This window comes from Kitasatospora sp. NPDC057518 (genome assembly GCF_042802075.1).
In the GTDB taxonomy this organism is placed as follows: domain Bacteria; phylum Actinomycetota; class Actinomycetes; order Streptomycetales; family Streptomycetaceae; genus Kitasatospora.
In genome coordinates this window covers 1-19088 of record NZ_JBHVEU010000140.1, presented here as the reverse complement: position 1 = coordinate 19088, position 19088 = coordinate 1, and the positions used below count along the sequence as shown (strand labels likewise).

At 74.4% G+C, this 19088-nt stretch carries 20 protein-coding genes; 5 read left to right on the top strand and 15 right to left on the bottom strand.

The window, feature by feature from the left end:
- The 8 genes from ACFU7Z_RS16890 to ACFU7Z_RS16855 form a co-directional block, all read right to left on the bottom strand.
- On the bottom strand, positions 1 to 453 hold a 453-nt coding region (locus tag ACFU7Z_RS16890), incomplete at its 3' end, for a hydrogenase maturation protease (RefSeq protein ID WP_380777972.1).
- On the bottom strand, positions 450 to 1877 hold the full coding sequence (locus tag ACFU7Z_RS16885; protein ID WP_049652587.1) for a hypothetical protein: 1428 nt from the start codon (positions 1875 to 1877) through the stop codon (positions 450 to 452). The genes ACFU7Z_RS16885 and ACFU7Z_RS16890, both read right to left, overlap by 4 nt.
- Complete coding sequence (locus ACFU7Z_RS16880; protein WP_380777971.1) at positions 1874 to 2518, bottom strand: DUF6084 family protein; 645 nt, start codon at positions 2516 to 2518, stop codon at positions 1874 to 1876. Before ACFU7Z_RS16880 ends, ACFU7Z_RS16885 begins: the two co-directional genes overlap by 4 nt.
- The gene (locus ACFU7Z_RS16875; RefSeq protein ID WP_234348427.1) at positions 2515 to 3162 is read right to left on the bottom strand and encodes a DUF5947 family protein; all 648 of its coding nucleotides are present in this window, start codon (positions 3160 to 3162) and stop codon (positions 2515 to 2517) included. The genes ACFU7Z_RS16880 and ACFU7Z_RS16875 overlap by 4 nt, the downstream gene beginning before the upstream one ends.
- The gene (locus tag ACFU7Z_RS16870) at positions 3159 to 3632 is read right to left on the bottom strand and encodes a hypothetical protein (protein ID WP_049652591.1); all 474 of its coding nucleotides are present in this window, start codon (positions 3630 to 3632) and stop codon (positions 3159 to 3161) included. Before ACFU7Z_RS16870 ends, ACFU7Z_RS16875 begins: the two co-directional genes overlap by 4 nt.
- On the bottom strand, positions 3629 to 5416 hold the full coding sequence (locus ACFU7Z_RS16865; protein WP_380777970.1) for a nickel-dependent hydrogenase large subunit: 1788 nt from the start codon (positions 5414 to 5416) through the stop codon (positions 3629 to 3631). The genes ACFU7Z_RS16870 and ACFU7Z_RS16865 overlap by 4 nt, the downstream gene beginning before the upstream one ends.
- Positions 5417 to 5573: 157 nt before the next feature.
- On the bottom strand, positions 5574 to 6665 hold the full coding sequence (locus tag ACFU7Z_RS16860) for a hydrogenase expression protein HypE (protein WP_049652595.1): 1092 nt from the start codon (positions 6663 to 6665) through the stop codon (positions 5574 to 5576).
- Positions 6666 to 6797: 132 nt separating this feature from the next.
- Positions 6798 to 8486 (bottom strand): enoyl-CoA hydratase-related protein, encoded by a 1689-nt coding sequence (locus tag ACFU7Z_RS16855; RefSeq protein ID WP_074002683.1) that lies wholly within the window; start codon positions 8484 to 8486, stop codon positions 6798 to 6800.
- A gap of 147 nt (positions 8487 to 8633) precedes the next feature.
- Here ACFU7Z_RS16855 and ACFU7Z_RS16850 point away from each other — a divergent pair, with 147 nt between their 5' ends.
- Positions 8634 to 9065, top strand: a complete 432-nt coding sequence (locus tag ACFU7Z_RS16850) for a GNAT family N-acetyltransferase (protein WP_380739079.1) — start codon at positions 8634 to 8636, stop codon at positions 9063 to 9065.
- 85 nt (positions 9066 to 9150) lie between these two features.
- On the top strand, positions 9151 to 9606 hold the full coding sequence (locus tag ACFU7Z_RS16845) for a hypothetical protein (protein WP_375873125.1): 456 nt from the start codon (positions 9151 to 9153) through the stop codon (positions 9604 to 9606).
- 145 nt (positions 9607 to 9751) lie between these two features.
- Here the strand turns inward: ACFU7Z_RS16845 and ACFU7Z_RS16840 are convergent, their stop codons facing one another.
- The 5 genes from ACFU7Z_RS16840 to ACFU7Z_RS16820 all read right to left on the bottom strand — a co-directional run bounded on the left by ACFU7Z_RS16840 (position 9752) and on the right by ACFU7Z_RS16820 (position 13016).
- Positions 9752 to 9874 carry a hypothetical protein gene (locus tag ACFU7Z_RS16840; protein WP_380777969.1) on the bottom strand — a complete coding sequence of 41 codons (123 nt, stop codon included), beginning with the start codon at positions 9872 to 9874 and terminating at the stop codon, positions 9752 to 9754.
- Between the two features lie 197 nt (positions 9875 to 10071).
- Complete coding sequence (locus ACFU7Z_RS16835) at positions 10072 to 10626, bottom strand: hypothetical protein (protein WP_380777968.1); 555 nt, start codon at positions 10624 to 10626, stop codon at positions 10072 to 10074.
- Positions 10627 to 10810: 184 nt separating this feature from the next.
- The gene (locus ACFU7Z_RS16830) at positions 10811 to 11380 is read right to left on the bottom strand and encodes a TetR/AcrR family transcriptional regulator (protein WP_380777967.1); all 570 of its coding nucleotides are present in this window, start codon (positions 11378 to 11380) and stop codon (positions 10811 to 10813) included.
- Between the two features lie 48 nt (positions 11381 to 11428).
- On the bottom strand, positions 11429 to 12820 hold the full coding sequence (locus ACFU7Z_RS16825) for an amidase (RefSeq protein WP_380777966.1): 1392 nt from the start codon (positions 12818 to 12820) through the stop codon (positions 11429 to 11431).
- The gene (locus ACFU7Z_RS16820; protein WP_380777964.1) at positions 12807 to 13016 is read right to left on the bottom strand and encodes a hypothetical protein; all 210 of its coding nucleotides are present in this window, start codon (positions 13014 to 13016) and stop codon (positions 12807 to 12809) included. Before ACFU7Z_RS16820 ends, ACFU7Z_RS16825 begins: the two co-directional genes overlap by 14 nt.
- 150 nt (positions 13017 to 13166) lie before the next feature.
- Between ACFU7Z_RS16820 and ACFU7Z_RS16815 the strand changes: the two genes are divergently transcribed.
- Positions 13167 to 14099, top strand: coding sequence for an MBL fold metallo-hydrolase (locus tag ACFU7Z_RS16815; RefSeq protein WP_380777962.1), 933 nt, complete (start codon positions 13167 to 13169; stop codon positions 14097 to 14099).
- A gap of 197 nt (positions 14100 to 14296) precedes the next feature.
- Complete coding sequence (locus ACFU7Z_RS16810; RefSeq protein ID WP_380777961.1) at positions 14297 to 15037, top strand: MgtC/SapB family protein; 741 nt, start codon at positions 14297 to 14299, stop codon at positions 15035 to 15037.
- Positions 15038 to 15044: 7 nt separating this feature from the next.
- On the opposite strand, the gene ACFU7Z_RS16805 is transcribed toward ACFU7Z_RS16810, so the two are convergent.
- Positions 15045 to 16193, bottom strand: coding sequence for a PP2C family protein-serine/threonine phosphatase (locus tag ACFU7Z_RS16805; protein ID WP_380777960.1), 1149 nt, complete (start codon positions 16191 to 16193; stop codon positions 15045 to 15047).
- 302 nt (positions 16194 to 16495) lie between these two features.
- On the opposite strand from ACFU7Z_RS16805, the gene ACFU7Z_RS16800 reads away from it, so the two are divergent.
- Positions 16496 to 16987 (top strand): signal peptide protein, encoded by a 492-nt coding sequence (locus tag ACFU7Z_RS16800; protein WP_380777959.1) that lies wholly within the window; start codon positions 16496 to 16498, stop codon positions 16985 to 16987.
- A 29-nt stretch (positions 16988 to 17016) separates the two neighbouring features.
- On the opposite strand, the gene ACFU7Z_RS16795 is transcribed toward ACFU7Z_RS16800, so the two are convergent.
- The coding region (locus ACFU7Z_RS16795; protein ID WP_380777958.1) for a transglycosylase domain-containing protein at positions 17017 to 19088 on the bottom strand (2072 nt) is incomplete at its 5' end.

The following is a 19088-nucleotide window of genomic DNA, read 5'->3' as shown; positions in this document are numbered from 1 at the left end:
CATTCGCACCGCCTCCGCCACGGCGGCGGCGACGGGCTCGCTGAGCCCGATGCCCTCCTCCAGCGAGGCCGGCTCGCAGCCGACCACCAGGACGCGTTCGGGCGGCTCGCCGCCGGTGCCGGCGGCGAGCGTGGCGAGCAGGGCCAGTACGGCGTCGGGCCCCATCCGGTGCCCGTCGAGGGCGGGCGGTTCCGGCGGCTGTTCGGCGTCCGCCTCGATCAGGTAGAGGGTGCCGGGCGCCCCGCCCCGGTGGACGGCGTCCACCAGGACGGCGGTGCGGTGGCCGTCGAGCAGCCGGTAGGCGAGGTCGACGCCGCGCACGCCGACGTCGACCACCTCGACGCCCGCCGGCAGCGGGTGGGCGGACAGCCGCCGTACGGTCTCGACCCCGAAGCCGTCGTCGCCGAGGAAGATGTTGCCCACCCCGGCGACCAGCACCGTGCGGTCCGTCATGGCCCCTCCACCGGAGCGGCTCCGTCCAGCGCAGCGGTCCCGTCCACCGGGGCGGTCCCGTCCAGTGGCGTGACCTCGTCGGGCTGGAAGTAGCGGAAGCGCCCCTGGGCCCGCCACAGGTCGGCGCCCGGGTCGTCCTCCACCGTGACGGCCAGGTGCACCGAGCCGTCGAGGTCGTGCAGCACCGCCTCCACGATGCCGGTCCGCCCGTCCAGGAAGAGGTCCTGGGCGTCGGTGCGCCGCCGTCCGGGCCGCAGCAGCACCCGGCTGCCGGCGCCCACCTGGTGGCCGTCGACCAGCACCCGGTCCCGCTCGGGGTCGACCCCGGGGTCGTCGCCCGGGTCCCACCAGGGCTGCTCGGGACGGCCGAGGGCGGTGCTGCCGGTGGCCTCGCGCAGCCCGCGGATCGCGCCGTGCAGCCGGTCCAGCACCTCGGGCGGCATGGACTCGGCCAGGTCGATCACCGCGCCGGCCCGGTCGTCGGTGCCGCGGGCCTCGCGCTTCTCCTCCTCGGTCAGGGCCGCCGTCCGCAGCGCCAGGATCTCGTCGATCTCGGTGGCGTCGTACAGGGTGCCGAGGCTCTCCGGGGCGATCCGCGGGTGGTCCTCCAGGATGATCGGCGAGGACAGCACCACCCCGCGCTCGCCGTCCGGCCCGGCCAGCACCGGCCAGGTGCGCTCGTTGCGGCACCGCTCGACGGCCGGGCGGGCCCACTCGGGCGGGTCGGTGACGGACAGGAAGCGGCCGTGCTCCAGCCCGAGCAGCAGGTGCGCGGAGACCAGCGAGCGCGGCAGCGCCTGGTCGCGGGTGGCGTGCCGGGACGGCCGCCAGGCGGAGCTGTTCTCCACCTCCACGGTCAGCCGCTGCGCCCGGTACGGGCCGGGCAGTTCCTCGGCCCGCAGCCAGAGCAGGCCGTCGACCTGCTCGCGGCGCCGTATCACCCGGCCGACGACGGCGTCCCGCTCGTGCACCAGCCCGGTCTCGCCGACGCCCGGCAGCCGGAACGGCCGCTGCACCCCCTCGCCGGCCAACTCCTCGACCGGTACCAGGAGTTCGATCCGCTCCTCGACGCCCTCGTCCCATTCGACGAGGTCCCGGTCGGCCAGCTCCAGCCGTTCCACGGACTCGAAGCCGGCGGCGGTGGCCTGTTCGACGGTGCGCCGCTGGACCCGTAGGAAGCGCAGCTCGACCGCCAGCCGGTCCCCGTCGCGCGCCTCCATCAGGCACTCGGTGCGCTGGTGGGAGTGCTCGCCGCCCTGCGCGGTGTACTCGGGCGGCACCAGGACGCCGAACTGCCAGCGCAGCCGGTTCTTGGCCGCCGAGGCGCGGTACGGGTAGAGCACGTAGCCCTCCAGCAGCACCGCGTCGGCGATCTGCCGGGCGGCCGCGAAGCCGCGTTCGATCCGCTCCGGGAGGCCGCTCACCGGGCCCCCTCCCCGATCGCCGCGGCCGTGAGCAGCTCGCGCACCGTCGCCTCCCAGGAGGGCAGGGCCCGCCGCGAGCGGTAGGCCAGCAGCTCGGCCATGGCGTCCTCCGGCAGCCGCAGCCAGCCGCTGCCGGGGAAGTGCCGGTCGATCGCCTCCCGCCAGACCCGCACCGGCATCCGCACCCGGGCCTCCCGGTCCCAGGGCACCGGGCTGACCTGGAAGCCGCCGGGGCCGGCGAAGGCGGTGCCGGAGAAGAGCAGCAGCAGCGGGACCTCGCCGCCGTCCAGTGCCTGGAAGTAGCGGGCCGAGGCGACGTCCTGGTCGTAGGTGCAGGGCACCGCGAGGTCGATCTCGGTCTCGCCGGTGAAGCCGGGGACGAGCAGCGGCACGGTGGCGAACTGGATCGGGTTGAGCGTGGTCGCCCAGCGCTCCCGTCCGCCGAACAGGTCGGCCAGCCGCCCGCCCTCGGCCTCGCCGTACGGCCGGCGGACCGGTTCGATCCGCAGCTGGACCTGGAGGGCGAGGGCGTGCACCCGGGTGTCGGCCGGGGCCTTGATCCGCAGCCGGAACACCAGGGTCGGCCCGGCCGCGTACGGGTCGGACCGCACGCCGGTGCAGGCGAAGCCGAGCGCCGTCACGCCGTCACCTCCGCGGGCAGCGGGCGGGCCCGGTCGGCCAGGCGCGCGAAGAACGCGTCGAGTTCGGCCCGCGCCTCGGCGCCGCCGTCGAAGCCGTGCCAGCACCGCCGCAGCCGGCCGACCAGCTCGTAGCAGATGTCGATCGGCACCAGGAAGCACGCCACGCGCTCCTCGGTGCGGCGCACCAGCAGCGCCTCCACGTCGGGTTCCAGGGCGGCGGCCAGCCGGCTGCCACCGAGGGCGCGCTGCCAGGCCTGCTCGTCCAGTTCGCTCTCGGTGGCGCCGGCCGGGCCGGGGTAGAAGGCCAGCAGCTGGTCCATCACGGTGCTGCGGAACAGGAAGGCGGTGCCCACCGGGATGCCCAGCACCGACCAGGCCTGCTGGTCCAACTCCCGTTCCGGGTCGGCGAGGTAGCGGTCCGGCACGGTGCGGTAGCGGCCGCCGGCCGCGCCCGGCTGCTGGAACAGCAGGCCGCAGGCGGTGCAGGCGCAGGCCAGGGCGCGGTCCTCGACGTCCACCAGGTGGCGGTGGCCGCCGGGCAGGTCCCGGCCGCAGAACGCGCACTGCTCGGGGCGCGGCGGCGCCGGTTCGCGCAGCCGGTGCAGCAGGGCGGTCCCGTCGCGGGAGATCCGGCGGGTGTTCATCGCGCCTCCGCGGGCTGTGGCGGGCGGGTGCCGATCTGGAGCAGCTGCGGGGCGCGTTCCAGTTCCACGGCCGTCACCTCGGGCGCGTGGCAGGCGAGGACGGCCTGCGCCTCCTGTTCGCCGCAGCCGCAGCCGGTGGCCGTGCGGCGCAGCCGCAGGACGCCGGTGGCCGGGTCGAAGCCGGCCGCCTCGACCCGCTCGGGCAGGGCCGCGAGCGCCCGCTCGATCCGGGCGGGGAGGTCCTCGGGGTGCAGGTCGTGCAGGAGCAGCAGCCCGGCCACGACCGGGTCGTCCAGCATCCGGTCCAGGGCGGGCGGGGGCAGTGCCGGCACCAGCCGGGCCAGGCCCTGGCCGTAGAACTCCATGAGGTCGCGGACCAGTTGCTCGCCGGCCCGCTCGGCGTCGGCGCCGCTGTCGGCCAGCGCGTCCAGGGCCTGCTGGATCCGCAGCCCGGTCTGCTCGGCCGTCATGCGGTGAGCCCGCTCAGGCCGGTGGGCACGTGCATGGTCTGCACGGTGCGCCCGCCGCCGACGTACATGTGCACGCCGCAGGGCAGACAGGGGTCGAAGCTGCGGACCGCGCGCATGATGTCGATGCCCTTGAAGGTGTCCGGCGGGTTCTCCTCGAAGATCGGGGTGTTCTGCACCGCGTCCTCGTACGGGCCGGGCGTGCCGTAGCTGTCCCGGACGCTGGCGTTCCACGGGGTGGGCGGGTACGGGTGGTAGTTGGCGATCTTGCCGTCGCGGATCACCATGTGGTGCGAGAGCACGCCGCGCACGGCCTCGGTGAAGCCGCAGCCGATCGACTCGTCCGGCACCTCGAAGCGCTCCCAGGTCTGGCTGCGCCCGGCGCGGACCTCGTCAAGCGCCTTTTCGGCGAAGTGCAGGGCGGCGGCGGCCGCGTACGCCTGGAAGTAGGTGCGGGCGCGGTTGCGCTCGATGGCGTTGCTCCACTGCGGGATCTTCCACTCGAAGGTGACCTCGGGCTTGGTCATCGAGCGGGGCAGGTTGATCTGCACGCTGTGGCCGGTGGCCTTGACGTAGCCGATGTCGACCAGCCCGGACAGCGCGGTGGACCACAGCCGGGCGATCGGGCCGCCGCCGGTGTCGAGGGCGAGGTGGTCCTTGCCGTCGAACCAGCGCGGGGACATCACCCAGCTGTACTTGTCGTCGAAGTTGCGCTTCTGCGGCTGCGGGATGGTGTGCTGGTTCCAGGGGTGCCGGGGGTCGACGGGGTTGCCGAGCGGGTCGTGGGTGACGAACAGCTCCTTGCCCTGCCAGTCCTCGTAGTAGGAGCTGCCGAGCAGGATGCGGATGCCGAGGTTGATCTCGGTGAGGTCGTTGGTGACGAGCTTGCCGTCCACCACGACGCCGGGGGTGACGAACATCCGCCGGCCCCAGTCCGTCATGTTGCGGTACGTGAAGTCGCAGTGGTCCGGGTCGTTGAGGCTGCCCCAGCAGCCGAGCAGGACCCGGCGCCGGCCGACCTCCTCGTAGCCGGGCAGGGCCTGGTAGAAGAAGTCGAAGAGGTCGTCGTGCAGCGGCACGACCTTCTTCATGAACTCGACGTAGCGCATCAGCCGGGTCAGGTAGTCGGTGAACAGCTGCACCGTCGCGACGGTGCCGACGCCGCCCGGGTAGAGCGTGGAGGGGTGCACGTGGCGACCCTCCATCAGGCAGAACATCTCCCGGGTGTACCGGCTGACCTGGAGCGCCTCGCGGTAGAACTCACCCTCGATCGGGTTGAGCGAGCGCATGATGTCGGCGATCGTCTTGTAGCCGTGGTCCCCGGCGTGCGGGGCCTCGGTGCGCTCGGCGAGCTCCAGCACGCCGGGGTTGGTCTCGCGGACCATCCGCTCGCAGTAGTCGACCCCGACCAGGTTCTCCTGGAAGATGTTGTGGTCGAACATGTACTCGGCGGCCTCACCGAGGTTGATGATCCACTCGCCCAGGTGCGGGGGCTTCACCCCGTACGCCATGTTCTGCGTGTAGACGGAGCAGGTGGCGTGGTTGTCGCCGCAGATCCCGCAGATCCGGCTGGTGATGAAGTGGGCGTCGCGCGGGTCCTTGCCGCGCATGAAGACGCTGTAGCCGCGGAAGACCGAGGAGGTGCTGTAGCACTCCGCGACCCGCTTCTGCTTGAAGTCGATCTTCGTGTGGATGCCCAGGCTGCCCACGATCCGGGTGATCGGGTCCCAGGACATCTCGGTCAGGCCGCTGCCGTCGCCGGTCGCCCTGGTGGTCGGTGTTGCCATCGTGTCTGTCGTGTCCTTGTCTCTGGGAGCGGGGCCTCGGCGAGCGGGGGCCGTGCGGACGGGGGCCGTGGGAGCGGGGTCTCCGCGGAGGGGATCCCGGCGGACGGGGCGGGGGAAGGCGGCGGCCGCACACCGGGCGGTGTGCGGCCCCGCGGCGTCACCAGGGCGGGCGGTAGCCCGTGGTCAGGCGGCTGCCGGTGCGGCGCCACTTGGGTTCCTTGTCGAGGGTGCTCTGGGTGATCGCGCGCAGCCGGCGGATCACCGAGCCGTACGCGCTGCTGGCGGCGGTGGAGACGTGCGAGCCGGGCGGCGGGTCCATGAAGGGCATGAACTTGTCCGGGAAGCCCGGCATGGTGCAGGCGATGCAGATGCCGCCCACGTTCGGGCAGCCGCCGATGCCGTTGGTCCAGCCGCGCTTGGTGACGTTGCACTTGACGACCGGGCCCCAGCAGCCGAGCCGGACGAGGCACTCGGGCGTGCCGTAGTCGGTGGCGAACTGCCCCTGCTCGTAGTAGCCGCCGCGGTCGCAGCCCTCGTGCACGGTGGCGCCGAACAGCCAGGCGGGCCGCAGCTTGTCGTCGAGCGGGATCATCGGCGCGGAGCCGGCCAGCTGGTACAGCAGGTAGGTGAGCGTCTCGGCGAAGTTGTCGGGCTGGATCGGGCAGCCGGGCACGCAGACGATCGGCAGTCCGGCCTTGGACTTCCAGTCCCAGCCCAGGTAGTCCGGCACGCCCATCGCGCCGGTCGGGTTGCCGGCCATCGCGTGGATGCCGCCGTACGTGGCACAGGTGCCGATCGCCACCACGGCGGTCGCCTTCGGGGCGAGCCGGTCCAGCCACTCGCTGGTGGTGATGGGCTGGCCGGTGGCGGGGTCGTCGCCGAAGCCGCACCAGTAGCCCTCCTTCTTGATCTTCTCGTTGGGGATGGACCCCTCGACGACCAGCACGAACGGCTCGATCTCGCCGCGCTCGGCCTTGAAGAACCACTCGACGAAGTTGTCCGCGCCCTGGACCGGGCCGCACTCGAAGTCGATCAGCGGCCAGTGCACGGCGACCTTGGGCAGGCCGGGCAGCGCGCCGGTGACGATCTCCTCGATGCTCGGCTGCATCGCGGCGGTCAGCGAGACGGAGTCGCCGTCGCAGCTGAGGCCCGCGTTGATCCAGAGGATGTGCACCGCGTCGGCGTCGGGCTTCGCGGCGGCCTCGGCCGTCCCGGCCGTCGAAGCGGTTGGAGCTGTTGCAGCACCCATGAGGATGCCTCCTCGGGGATGGGAGCCGGAGGGAATGGCTCGAAGCCAGTCTTAGCAACGGTCCGGGCCGGGCGCCGGTCCGCGCGGCGGGAGCCGGCGCCCGGGGAGGCAAGCCCGGCGGGGCCGTTCGGGTCACGCTCGGGCGGCGGGCCCCGTCGGCACCGGGCGCTTGTGGACGAACGCGGAACGCAGCGCGTGATACGGCGATTCGGGTGTGAAGAACTGCCGGTGCATCACCGCGAGCTCCTCCTCCCGGTACGCGTCGAGCGGCTTCGTCCGCTCGTCGGCCTCGCGCGCGGCCTTCTTCGCCGCGATCCGCTGCTGGGCGGTGGGCGAGGCGGCGAGCAGCCCGGCCAGGTGGGCCGCGGACGGCCCGAACTCCTCGGGCCCGCAGGCCAGCACCCGGTCGACCAGGCCGATCCGCTCGGCCGTGGCCGCGGAGACCGGGAGCGCCTGGCGGGTCAGCCGCTCGGCCGCCGCCGCGCCGACCCTGCGCGGCAGGGTGTACGTCCAGTACTCCGAGCCGTGCAGCCCCATCAGCCGGTAGTGGGGGTTGAGGACGGAGCCGGCGCGGCACCACACCTCGTCCGCCGCCAGGGCCAGCATCACCCCGCCGGCCGCCGCGTTGCCGCCGACGGCGGCGACCACCAGCCGGTCGGTGGTGGTGAGCACCGCGTCGACCAGCTCGTCCATCGCGGTGATGTTGTCCCAGGACTCGACGGCCGGGTCCGGCGCGGCCTCGATCACGTTGAGGTGGATGCCGTTGGAGAAGAAGTCCCGGCCGCCGCCGAGCACCAGCACCGAGGTCGGACGGGCCGCGGCGAAGCGGTACGCGGCCAGCAGCCGGCGGCAGTGGCCGGTGGACATCGCGCCGCCCGGGAAGGAGAAGCGCAGGAAGCCCACCGGGCCGTCCTCGCGGTAGCGCAGGTCCGACCAGACCGGGCCGTCCCCCTCCCCCGGCATCAGCGGCGCCGCCACCTCCGGCAGCGCCGGCAGCAGCCCGCCGAGGGCCGTGGCCGCCGGGAGCTTGACGCCCGCCGGGCCGCCGGGGGTGCGGCGGCGGAGCTCGGGGATCCAGACCGCGCCGTCCGAGGTGGCCCGGCAGACGGCGCCGGCCCGGGTGGCGATCAGCTCGCCCGGGCGGCCGCGCAGCACCGGCTCGCGGTGCCCGCCGTGCAGGTACCAGGCGCCGCCGCACAGCTCGTCGAGCACCCCGGGGCGCGAGTCCGCCGCGCGGAGCCTGCGCAGCACCGCCTCGGTGGGGTCGGCCGCCCAGTCGATCCGGCGCTCCTCCTGGCGCAGCGCGGGCCGGGTCCGTACGGTGCCGCTCCAGCCGGGGCCGGACTGCGGCTCCGGCGCGTACCCGCCGGAGGCGAAGCGTTCGACGGCGAGCAGCGCGGCCGCCACCGCCGCGTCGGCGACCTCGTTGCGGTACAGGTCGCTCTTGCCGTACCCGGGCAGCCGGCAGGGCGCCCAGGCCCAGACCGGCCCGGCGTCCAGCTCCGCCTCGGCCTGCAGCACCGTGACGCCCCAGTCGGTGCGGCCCTCCTGGACGGCCCGGTCGAGGGAGGACGGGCCGCGGTCGCCCGGCGGGCCGGGGTGGACGACCAGGCAGGTGAGCTGTGACCAGAGCTCGCGCGGGATCGCCGTGCGCAGCATCGGCGCGAGCACCAGGTCGGGTTTCAGGCGGTGCACCGCGTCGAGCAACTCCTCGTCGTCACCGGCCAGTTGGACGTCCACGGTGTGGAGCCGGTCGCGCAGCTCGGCGTGCAGCCGCTGGCTGAGGCTGTTGAACGCGCTGGCGAGGAGAAGAATCCGCATGTACGACTCCGACGGGGTGGGGTTCCGGGAACCCGGCGATCATCGCTTCCGCCCCCGTGACGCCCCGTCCCGTCCGGTATGTCGCGCCGCGCGTTCACCCGAGCGGCCGGAGCCGGGCGGCGGGGCCGAGCGGGTAGCATGTAAGGCATGAATCCGAACCGTGACCCTTACGAGATCCGTCCCGGCGTGCCCACCGTCGAGGTCTTCCGCCGTCTGCGCACCGACGCCGGCCTCTCCGACAAGGCCCCCGAGGCGGTCGCGCTCGCCCTCCCCAACACCTGGTACGGCGTGGTCCTCCACCACGAGGGCGAGCCCGTCGGCATGGGGCGGATCATCGGCGACGGCGGCACCGCGTTCCAGGTCACCGACATCTGCGTCCACCCCGCGCACCAGGGCCACGGCCTCGGCAAGCGCATCATGGCCGCCCTCACCGGGGAACTGGAGCGCCGGGCACCCGCCACCGCGTACGTCTCGCTGATCGCGGACGGCCCCGCGCGCTTCCTCTACGAGAAGTTCGGCTTCGCGGACACCGCCGCCCACGACTCGATCGGCATGTACCGCCTGATGGGCGGGCGCTGACGGCCCGACGGCCCGGACTGTCGGTGGCGCGGTGTGTACTGGTGCCCGACCCGCCGCCCGCCCGCACGACCCCGGAGGCACCCCGATGGCCCGACTCCACGTCCGTTCCGGCCTCGACCCCGACGAGCCGGACACCCCGGCGGCCGCCCTGGTCGTCGACCCCGACGGCACCCCGGGGGAACAGGCCCTGGAGCGCCTCGGCGGGCACTGCTACGAGGGCGACGAGGTCCTCTACCTGGTGCAGACCGACGGCTGGGCCGAACACAGCTACGACGGGGGCCTGCTGACCGTCGCCGTCGCCGTCCACCCGGCCGTCCTGGAACGGGCGGAGATCGACCCGGCCGGCTTCCCGCTCCGCTCGGCCGCCGACCCGACGGCCGTCCTCGTGCTGCGCGCCGAGACCGCCGTCGCCCCGGACGTGGCCGAGCGGCTCGCCGAAGGCGCCGCCGTCCTCCTCGGCCCGCCGGACGCCCCGCTCGACGACCTCCTCGGCCCCGACGGCGACTGGCCGATCATCCTCGCGGGGCCCCCGCAGCCGTAGGCGGCCGCTTCGGCCGTCCGCGCGGCCGGGTCCATCCGGCCCGGAGACGGCGAAGGGCGCGCCTAAGTCCCGCAGCGGCGCAGCAGAAAGGGCCCCTCCGGAGGCGACCGGCGGGGCCCTTTCCTCACACCGAAGCGTGGGCGTGTCACTCGCCGTCGGCGGCCACCGGGACCTCGTCCTCACGGATGATGATGTGGTCCTCGCCCTCGATCTTGATCTCGGTGCCCGCGTACGAGCCGGACGGCTTCGCCTCGCTGTCCTCGGCCATGGCTCCTCCTTTCGGTCGACACGGTGTCGACCCGCGCTGATCCTGCCATGACCAACCGTCACCGGGCTATCGCCCTCGGTGGACCAGAGCTTCCCTGTTGATGCCAACCTGCCGATGACATCGGTGACTTGATGTCATTTCAGAATTTCGGACGCGTTGCCGCCGACGGACCACGGGCCGGACGGGTCCGGACTTCGTCACACCGAGGTCAGGGTCAGGTTCGCGGGGCCGCTGGCACCCGTGATGGTGCCGCCCCCGACCGGGCACAGCTCCGGGTTGGTCCCGGTGATGTCGGCGGCCTCCGTGGCCTTCACGGCGGCATCGCCCAGGTAGCGGCCGGCGGTGACGGTGCCGGTGAAGGTCGCGGCTCCGCCGGTGTCCTCCACGGAGGTCCAGTGCACGGTGCTCGTCGTGTGGTCGTCCCAGGCGATGGTCTCGTCGAACGGGGTGAGGGTGTGGAGCACGTTGAGGCAGGTCTCGCCGGGCTCGCTGTTGGTGACCGAGCTCGACCCGGGGAGGCCGGTCACGCACGTCGCGTAGGAGTTCTGGGTGGCGATGGTGACGTTCTGCGGCTGGTTGGTCAGCGCGGGGGTGAACTCGTCGGTGAACGTGCCGGTGCACTGCACGTCCACCACCCCCTGGGCACGGGCCGGCGCGCTCGCCGGGACGAGGAGGAGCCCGCCGGCCAGCGCCACGGCCCCGGCCGCGGCGGCGAGGCGGGAGAAGACGACTCGGGACGGAACAGCGTTCATGCGAACCTCCGACGAGGGAACCCCGAACTGCTTTGCCCACTGACGGTGCCACGGAGCGCCGCCGCCCGGGAGGCGTGCGAGGACGGCGTGACGGATCGCGGCGGCCGCCCGGACCCGTCCGCGCCCCGGCGGGCACAGCGGACGGGCCGGGCACACCGCGCCGGACTCTGCCCGTCGGCGGGCCCTACGCCCCGTCCGAGGTGCCGAGGAGGTCGGTGACCAGGTGGCGGGCGTAGGCGGGGGTAAGGCCGGAGGGGCGGAAGAGGATGCGGTACATCAGGGGGGCGACGAGGCGGTCCATGGCGGTCTCGACCTCGGGGGCGTCCTCGCCGCGGGCGCGGGCCCGGGCGAGGACGAGGCCGAGCTGGTCGGCGGCGTAGGCCGAGCACTGGCCGGCGTTGCCGCCGTCCGGGTCGCCGAGGAGGGCGTCGCGGACGTAGGCGCGGCCGGAGGCGGAGGCCATCTCGTCGAGGAACTGTTCGGCCCAGGCGGTGAGGTCGGCGCGCAGGCCGCCGCGGTCCTCCGGTTCGGCGTCGGGGCGCAGCCGCTCCACCGCGACGTCCGACAGCAGTTCGGCGAGGTCGCCCCAGCGGCGGTAGACCGTGGACGGGGTGACGCCGGCCCGCTGGGCGACCATCGGTACGGTGAGCGCCTCGCGGCCCACCTCCGCGAGCAGCTCGCGGACCGCGGTGTGCACCGCCTCCTGGACGCGGGCGCTGCGCCCGCCCGGGCGGGCCATCTGGCGAGGACTCATACCGCCATCTTAAAGCGTCGCCTTTGCGTTAAGGCGGGCCGGGCCCGGTCAGACCACCGGTGCGAGCGCCCGCGCGGGCTGCGTGCGCTCGTAGGCGTGGCCCACCCGCAGCAGCGTGCGCTCGTCGAAGGGCCGCCCGAGCAGTTGCAGGCCGATCGGCAGGCCCGCCGCGTCGCGGCCGGCCGGGACGGTCAGGGCGGGTAGGCCGGTGACGTTGGCCGGGGCGCAGAGCCGGACGTAGGCGTCGGCGACGCCCTCGGAGGTGCCGTCCGGCCAGGTGACCGTCTCCTGGCCGGCCCGGACCGCCGTGGTCGGCACCGTCGGGGCGGCGATCACGTCGACCTCCTCCAGGATCCCCGCCCACGCGTCGCGGATCAGCGTCCGGGCGCGCTGGGCGCGCAGGTGGTCGCCCGCGTCGATCAGCTCGCCGGCCTCCAGCAGGACCCGGACGTCCGCCTGGTACAGCTCGGGGACGGTGCGCAGGGTGCGGGCGTGGTAGGCGGAGGCCTCCGGCGCCACCAGGCCCCACAGGGTGGGCAGGAGGTAGCGGGCCAGCGGGACCTCCACCTCGACGGGCCGGGCGCCGAGCGCCTCCAGCCGCGCGACGGCGTGGTGGACGGCGGCCGCCACCTCCGGGTCGACGTGGTCGACGTAGTGGTTGACCGGCACGCCGACCCGCACGCCCGTCAGGTCCGGCTCCCGCTCCGGCCGGTAGTCGACGGCGGGGGCGGCCACCGAGGCGGGGTCGCGCGGGTCGTGCCCGGCGAGGGCGGCCAGGACCAGCGCCGCGTCCTCCACGGTGCGGGTGATCGGGCCGACGTGGTCGAGCGACCAGGACAGCGGGGTGACGCCGTGGCGGGGCACCAGCCCGTAGGTCGGCTTGAGGCCGACCACCCCGTTCAGCGCGGCGGGCACCCGGATCGAGCCGCCGGTGTCGGTGCCGAGGGCGAAGGTCGCCGCCCCGGCGGCCACCGCGACGGCGGACCCGCCGCTGGAGCCGCCGGCGACCCGCTCGCGGTCCCAGGCGTTGGCGGTCTGCGGGGTGGTCAGGCCGTAGGCGAACTCATGGGTGTGGGTCTTGCCGGCCAGGACGGCGCCGGCGGCCCGCAGCCGGGCGGCGACGGTGCTGTCGGCGGCCGCGCGGTGGCCGTCCCGGACCCGGGAGCTCGCGGTGGTGGGCGATCCGGCGACGTCGATCAGGTCCTTGAGCCCGACCGGGACGCCGTGCAGCGGCCCCCGGTACCGGCCCCGGGCGATCTCCCGCTCGGCCTCGCGCGCCGCGTCGCGGGCCTGTTCGGCGGCGACGGCGACGTACGCGCCGAGGTGCGGCTCCACCCGGTCGATGCGGCCGAGGACGGAGTCGACCAGCTCGACGGGGGACAGCCGCCGCTCCCGGATCCGCGCCGAGGCGGCGGCGATGGTCAGCTCATACGGCTGCATCGGGGTGCCCCCCTTCCGCGCGGAAGGCGGCGGCGGGCGGGGTGTCCCCGAGGTCCAGCTCCCGCAGGACGGCGACGACGGACCGGATGTGCCCGGCGGTGGCCGCCACCGCGGCGTGCCGGTCGGTCGGCAGGTCGAGCCCGGCCCGGGCGGCCCGGCGGGCCGCCTCGGGCGGGGTGAGCTCCGCATTGGACATGGATGCGCTCCTGATCGTGGGCGAGGCGGGGGTGGTGCGAGGCACCACGAGGCATCCCCGCCAAAAGCTAAGGGTTTGCGTTAGCGAGACTGTAGGTTCTATGGTCGCGTTAACGCAAACGAATGGCTTTTGCAGCGGAGGAACCGCCCCATGCCCGACACCCCTACCCCCTCCTGGACGGTCGGCGACCTCACCGTCCACCGCGTCGACGAAGTCCCGCTGCCGCCCGCCACCGGGCCGTGGCTGCTGCCCGACGCCACCCCCGAACTGGTGGCCGGCCAGGACTGGCTGCGCCCCGACTTCGCCGACGCCGACGGCGTGCTGCGCCTGGACAGCCACAGCTTCGCCGTCGTCGTGGACGGGCTGCGCGTCCTCGTCGACACCGGCATCGGCAACGGCAAGCAGCGGGCCAACCCGGCCTGGCACGACCTGCGCACCGACTACCCCGAGCGCCTGGCCGCCGCCGGTTTCCCGCCGGACTCCGTCGACCTGGTGGTCCTCACCCACCTGCACGCCGACCACGTCGGCTGGAACACCCGGCAGGTGGACGGCGCGTGGGAGCCCACCTTCCCCGGCGCGCGCTACCTCACCACCCGCGCCGAGCGGGAGTTCTGGGCCGGGTACCCCATGGACGAGGCGCGCGCGCAGCTGTTCCGCGACTCGGTGCTCCCGGTCGAGCGGGCCGGCCTGCTGGACCTGGTCGACGTCCCGGCCGAGGGCCTGCGGATCGTTCCCGGCCTGTGCCTGCTCCCCACCCCCGGCCACACCCCGGGACACGTCGCCGTCGAACTGACCAGCCGGGGCCGGACGGCGCTGATCACCGGCGACTGCCTCCACCACCCGGTGCAGCTCGCCCACCCGGCCATCGGCGCCTGCGTCGACATCGACCCCCGGCAGTCCGCCGCCACCCGCCGGGCGCTGCTCGCCTCCCTCGCCGGTACGGACACCCTGCTGCTCGGCACCCACTTCGCCCCGCCCACCGCCGGCCACGTCCTCGCCGACGGGGAGGCCTACCGGCTGCGGCCCGTGCCCCCGACAGTCGGGGAGAGCGGCCCGCCCGTCGGCGCCGACGGAGCGCGGTGAGGGCACACCGGGCGGGGCCGCCGAGCCGGCGCGCCGTCGGTTCGCCTCCGCTCGACCCCCTGACCGTCAAGTCGGCCCGTCCGAGCGCCGGTCCGATCGTCTGATGAACCGTAGGCTCGACGGCACCCGCTTCGCCGAACCGGGATCGGTGCCCGCCCTCCCGGGGGCGGGCGGGACGATTGAGACGGCAGGAGGAGTTGAGGACGCTGGGAGCGTTCGTCGAGCCCTTCGGGCAAGGATGGGTCCACTTCACCGACTTCGCCATCGCCCTGGTCCTGGCCAGCGCGATCGGCCTGGAACGGGAGATCAGACAGAAGGCCGCCGGGCTGCGCACCTACACCGTCGTCGGCCTCGGGGCGGCACTCTTCACCCTGGTGAGCAAGTACGGCTTCAGCGACGTGGTCCAGTCCGGCGTGGTCACCCTGGACCCGTCCAGGATGGCCGCCCAGATCGTCTCCGGACTGGGCTTCATCGGCGCCGGGGTGATCTTCGTCCAGCGCGGCTCGATCCGGGGGCTGACCACGGCCGCCACCGTCTGGCTGACCGCCGCCATCGGCACGGCGGCGGCCGCCGGACTGCCGCTGCTCGCCACCGCGGCCACCGCCGCCTACTTCTTCGTCGGCTACGTGCTGCGGCCGCTCACCCACCGGCTGCCGAGGCTGCGCACCCGCCCGGTCAGCTGCCACGTCACCTACACCGAGGGCAACGGCCTGCTGCGGCTGCTGCTCGCCCGGATCACCGCCGCGGGGTTCGCCGTGGCCGAACTGGCGACCGTGGACCGGGCCGGGCCGCCCGGCGAGGGCGGCGGCGGGGTCGACGAGCGGATCGCGGAGGTGCACCTCACCGTGCACGGCCGCGGGGACCTGTCCGCCCTCACCGCCGAACTGGCCCGCCTCCCGGGCGTCCTGACCTGCGCGGTCAGCCACGCCGAGGACTGAGGCCGGCTCAGTCCGCCGACCCGGCCGGCACCGCCGGCGCCACCGGGGGCGTCCGGACGGCGAGCAGGGCGGTGTCGTCCGTCAACCGGCCGCCGGTGTGCCGGAGGACCTCGGCCGCCACCTCGTCGACCAGGCGCCCGGGGTCGACCGCCCCGGGCCGGGCGGCCAGGCGCTCCAGGTGGTCGCGCAGGGCGAAGAAGGCGCCCGTCCGGTCGCGGGCCTCGGTCACCCCGTCCGAGACGATCAGGACCGTCTCCTCCGGGCCCAGGCTCAGCCGCCGGACCTCCGGCAGCCCGCCGGCCAGCTGGGCCAGCCCGAGCGGCGCGCCGTTGCCCGGCGGCAGCTGGCGCACCCCCGCGGGGCCGAGGACGTGGGGGCTGTCGTGGCCGAAGTTGACCACCTCCACCTCCCCCGGCGCGTCGGCCGGGAACCAGACGACCACCGCCGTGGCGAACCGCTCCTCCTGCTCCCCCAGCCGCTCCGCCAGCAGGTTCTGCCGGTGCAGCCGCTCCTCCAGCCAGGACGCGACGGTGGCCAGGTCCGCCTCGTGGAAGGCGGCCTCCCGGAAGCAGCCCACCAGGGCCGCCGCCGCGGAGACAGCCGGCAGGCCCTTGCCCTGGACGTCGCCGAGGATGACCCGCGCCCCGAACGGGGTGGCCAGCACGTCGTAGAAGTCGCCGCCCACCCGGGCCTCGACGTCCGCGGCCAGGTAGCGCGCCGCCGAGTCCACCCCGCCCCAGCCCGGCGGCACCGGGCGCAGCACCACCTGCCGGGTGGTCTCGGCCGTGCCCTGGAGGTGGTGGACGTAGGCGGCGGCCCGGGCGCGGAAGATGCTGATCGGCACCGAGACGGCGGCCCCCGCGATCACCAGCAGGAAGTCCTCGATCCCCTGGGACTTGCTCCAGATGCTGTCCAGGGCCGGGTAGGCGACGACGGCGAGCAGGGCGAACAGCGTGGTGGCCGCCGGGCCGCAGAGCCCTGCGGTCACCACCGGGACCATCGCCAGCCAGCTGACGGACGCGAACGTGACGGGGGTGGCCGCGTCCACGCCCACCACCGCCGCCAGCACCGCCAGCGGCACCAGCCAGGACCAGTGGCCGTACCTGATCAGCACCGGCAGCCGCGGCCCCGGCTCCTCGACGGAACGCGCCCGCAAGCCGTCCCTCCCGTTCTCGCGACGTCCCCCGCTGTTCGGGCGCCCCGCCCGGCGCGCAGCCGCCCGGCGGAGGTTGCGCCCAAGGTACGGGGCCCGGTCACGGCAGGGGTGGTGCGGCGGCGTGGTGGCTCCGGCGCCCGCACGTTCGGCCCAGTCGGAGCACGGCTCGCGACGCCCCGCCCGGGCCCGGCACCGCTCCACCGCGTGCGGCTTTCCGAGTGAGGGGGCAGGGTGGTCCCGTACGGACCTGCCCGAACCACGCGGCGCCACCGGTGACCCGGCGGCCGGCCGAAGGAGGCGCCATGCGCACCCTGAAGATCCCCCGTCGGAGCCTGGCCCTGGCCGCGGCCCTCGCCGCCCTGCCGACCGCCGCGCTCGTCGCCCCGGCCCAGGCCGCGACCGGTGCCCGGACCGCGACCGCCGCCCCGCCGGTGTCCTTCGTGGAGCTCCCCGAGACCGCGCTGCCGCGCGACCACGCGACCCGGCCGATCACCGTCACGTACCGCAACGACTCCTCGGCCGACCGGACGGTGGCCCCGCAGATCCTGGTCGACTCGCCGGACAACGGGCCCTTCCTCAACCCGGCGGGCATCCGGATCGAGGTGCTCTCCCCCGACGGCCACTGGCGCGCCATTCCGCTCGGCAGCCAGACCGGCACGCTGTACACCCGGCTCGTCCCGGCCAAGACCGTCCTGCACGGCCACCAGACCCTCACCGCGCACTACCGGGTCACCGTGGTCGGGAAGGCGCCGCTCCAGGGCACGGTCGAGCCCCGGGTGGCGCTCTACCGCTGAGTCACCGGCCGCCCTGGGTCACCGGTGGCTCAGGGCAGCTGCACCGGCGTGAAGGTGCCGGCCGGGGTGCCCGCCAGCGCGCCGTCCATGGCGTCGCGCCAGATCGGGCCGGCCAGGGTGCCGCCGAAGGCCTGGCCGACCACCTGGCCGCCGATCCGCTGGCCGTCCAGCGGCTTGGGGTTGTCGGTGTCGCTGACCACGGTCGCGCCCGCCATCTCCGGGGTGTAGCCGACGAACCACACCTGGCGGCTGTCGTTGGTGGTGCCGGTCTTGCCCGCGCTGTCCCGGCCGGTGAGGCCGGCTGTCTGCCCGGTGCCGTCCTCGACCACGCCCTTGAGCATCGCGCTGACCGTGTCGGCGGTGCCGGCCGACATCACCGCCGAGCAGTTCGCCTGCGGCACCGCGAGCGGCTTGCCGTCGGGGCCGGTCACCGAGGCGATGGCGGTCGGCGCGCAGTAGGTGCCGTGGGCGGCGAAGGCCGCGTAGACGGCCGCCATCGTCAGCGGGGTCAGGTCGTTGCTGCCGAGCGTCATCGACGGGACCACCTGGAGCTTCTCGCCGCCCGCCTGCTGGGTGATGCCCAGCTTGTTCGTCATCCGCGCGACGTCGCACAGGCCGGTGTCGGCCTCCAGCTTCGCGAAGTAGGTGTTGACGGACTGCGCCATGGCCGACTTCATGTCGAACCGGCCGGTGAGGCTCTGGCTGTCGTTGTGCACCTGCCCGGAGGACGGGAACCTCCCGCCCGAGCAGTCCGTCATGGCCGGCCACGGGATGCTGTAGTCCGTGCTGTAGGCCTGGTCGGCCGGGATGCCGCTCTCCAGGGCCGCCGCCGCGACGACCGGCTTGAAGGTCGAGCCGGTCGGGAACCCGAGCCCGCCGCCCATGGCCTTGTCGGCGTTGTAGTTGATCTGGGTCTGGTGCTGCTTGCCGTCGACGCCGTACGGGCGGCTCTGGCCCATCGCCAGGATCTTCCCGGTGCCCGGCTGGACGATGCTCATCGCGGTCGCCGCCTGGTCGCCCGCGTCGACGTGGCCGGTGACCGAGGCCTGGAGCGCCGCCTGGGCCTTCGGGTCGAGCGTGGTGCGGATATGCAGGCCGCCGCGCTTCCAGACCGCCTGCCGCTCGGCGGCCGAGGCGCCGAAGGCCGGGTCGGTGAGCACCGTCTCGCGCACGTAGTCGCAGAAGAAGCCCGCGCCCTGCTTGGCCAGGATGCACCCCTGCTGCGGCGCCTGGACGTTCAGCCCGAGCGGGGCGGCGATCGCCTGCCGGGCCTCCTCCTGGGTGATGTGCCCGTACCCGGCCATCTTGCGCAGCACGGTGTCGCGCCGCTCCTTCGCCGCCGTCGGGTTGACCGTCGGGTCGTAGCCGGTCGGCGACTGCACCAGGCCCGCCAGCAGCGCGGCCTGCGGCAGGGTGAGGTCTGCGGCGTGCACGCCGAAGTAGCGCTGGGAGGCCGCCTCGATGCCGTAGGCCTGCTCGCCGAAGAAGGTGATGTTCAGGTAGTTGGTGAGGATCTGGTCCTTGCTCAGGGTCTCCTCGACCTTGATCGCGTACTTCAGCTCCTGGATCTTGCGGCCGACGGTCTGCCGCTGCGCCTCGGCGACCTTCTGCGGGTCGTCGCCCGCCTCCTCGACGAAGACGTTCTTCACGTACTGCTGGGTGAGGGTGGAGGCGCCCTGGGCGGTGGTGCCCGAGGAGGCGTTCTTGTCCAGGGCGCGCAGCACGCCCTTGAGGTCGATCGCGCCGTGCTCGTAGAAGCGGTTGTCCTCGGTGTCCACCAGCGCGGTCTTCACCAGCGGGGAGATCCGGTCCGCCGGGACGACCGTGCGGTCCCGGTCGTACACGGTGGCGATCGTGCCGCCCTGGGCGTCGAGGATCGTCGTGGCCTGGGACAGCGGAGGGGTCTTGAAGTCGTCGGGCAGGCTCTGGAAGTCGTCCGCCGCCGACTGCGCGCCGAGCCCGACCGCCGCCACCGCGGGCAGCACCATCCCCGCCGCCACCACCCCGGCGACCACGCTGACCGCGACCAGCCGCGTCCCGTGTCCCAGCTTCCGTATGCCCGCCACCACCCGCAGTTCCGCCATGACGCGTGACCGTACGC

Coding starts and splice junctions, on each gene's coding strand:
- ACFU7Z_RS16835 (WP_380777968.1), bottom strand. CDS start 10,626: ATGAACGCTGTTCCGTCCCGAGTCGTCTTCTCCCGCCTCGCCGCCGCG.
- ACFU7Z_RS16855 (WP_074002683.1), bottom strand. CDS start 8,486: ATGCGGATTCTTCTCCTCGCCAGCGCGTTCAACAGCCTCAGCCAGCGG.
- ACFU7Z_RS16850 (WP_380739079.1), top strand. CDS start 8,634: ATGAATCCGAACCGTGACCCTTACGAGATCCGTCCCGGCGTGCCCACC.
- ACFU7Z_RS16820 (WP_380777964.1), bottom strand. CDS start 13,016: ATGTCCAATGCGGAGCTCACCCCGCCCGAGGCGGCCCGCCGGGCCGCC.
- ACFU7Z_RS16875 (WP_234348427.1), bottom strand. CDS start 3,162: ATGAACACCCGCCGGATCTCCCGCGACGGGACCGCCCTGCTGCACCGG.
- ACFU7Z_RS16865 (WP_380777970.1), bottom strand. CDS start 5,416: ATGGCAACACCGACCACCAGGGCGACCGGCGACGGCAGCGGCCTGACC.
- ACFU7Z_RS16815 (WP_380777962.1), top strand. CDS start 13,167: ATGCCCGACACCCCTACCCCCTCCTGGACGGTCGGCGACCTCACCGTC.
- ACFU7Z_RS16825 (WP_380777966.1), bottom strand. CDS start 12,820: ATGCAGCCGTATGAGCTGACCATCGCCGCCGCCTCGGCGCGGATCCGG.
- ACFU7Z_RS16870 (WP_049652591.1), bottom strand. CDS start 3,632: ATGACGGCCGAGCAGACCGGGCTGCGGATCCAGCAGGCCCTGGACGCG.
- ACFU7Z_RS16860 (WP_049652595.1), bottom strand. CDS start 6,665: ATGGGTGCTGCAACAGCTCCAACCGCTTCGACGGCCGGGACGGCCGAG.
- ACFU7Z_RS16800 (WP_380777959.1), top strand. CDS start 16,496: ATGCGCACCCTGAAGATCCCCCGTCGGAGCCTGGCCCTGGCCGCGGCC.
- ACFU7Z_RS16830 (WP_380777967.1), bottom strand. CDS start 11,380: ATGAGTCCTCGCCAGATGGCCCGCCCGGGCGGGCGCAGCGCCCGCGTC.
- ACFU7Z_RS16840 (WP_380777969.1), bottom strand. CDS start 9,874: ATGGCCGAGGACAGCGAGGCGAAGCCGTCCGGCTCGTACGCGGGCACC.
- ACFU7Z_RS16845 (WP_375873125.1), top strand. CDS start 9,151: ATGGCCCGACTCCACGTCCGTTCCGGCCTCGACCCCGACGAGCCGGAC.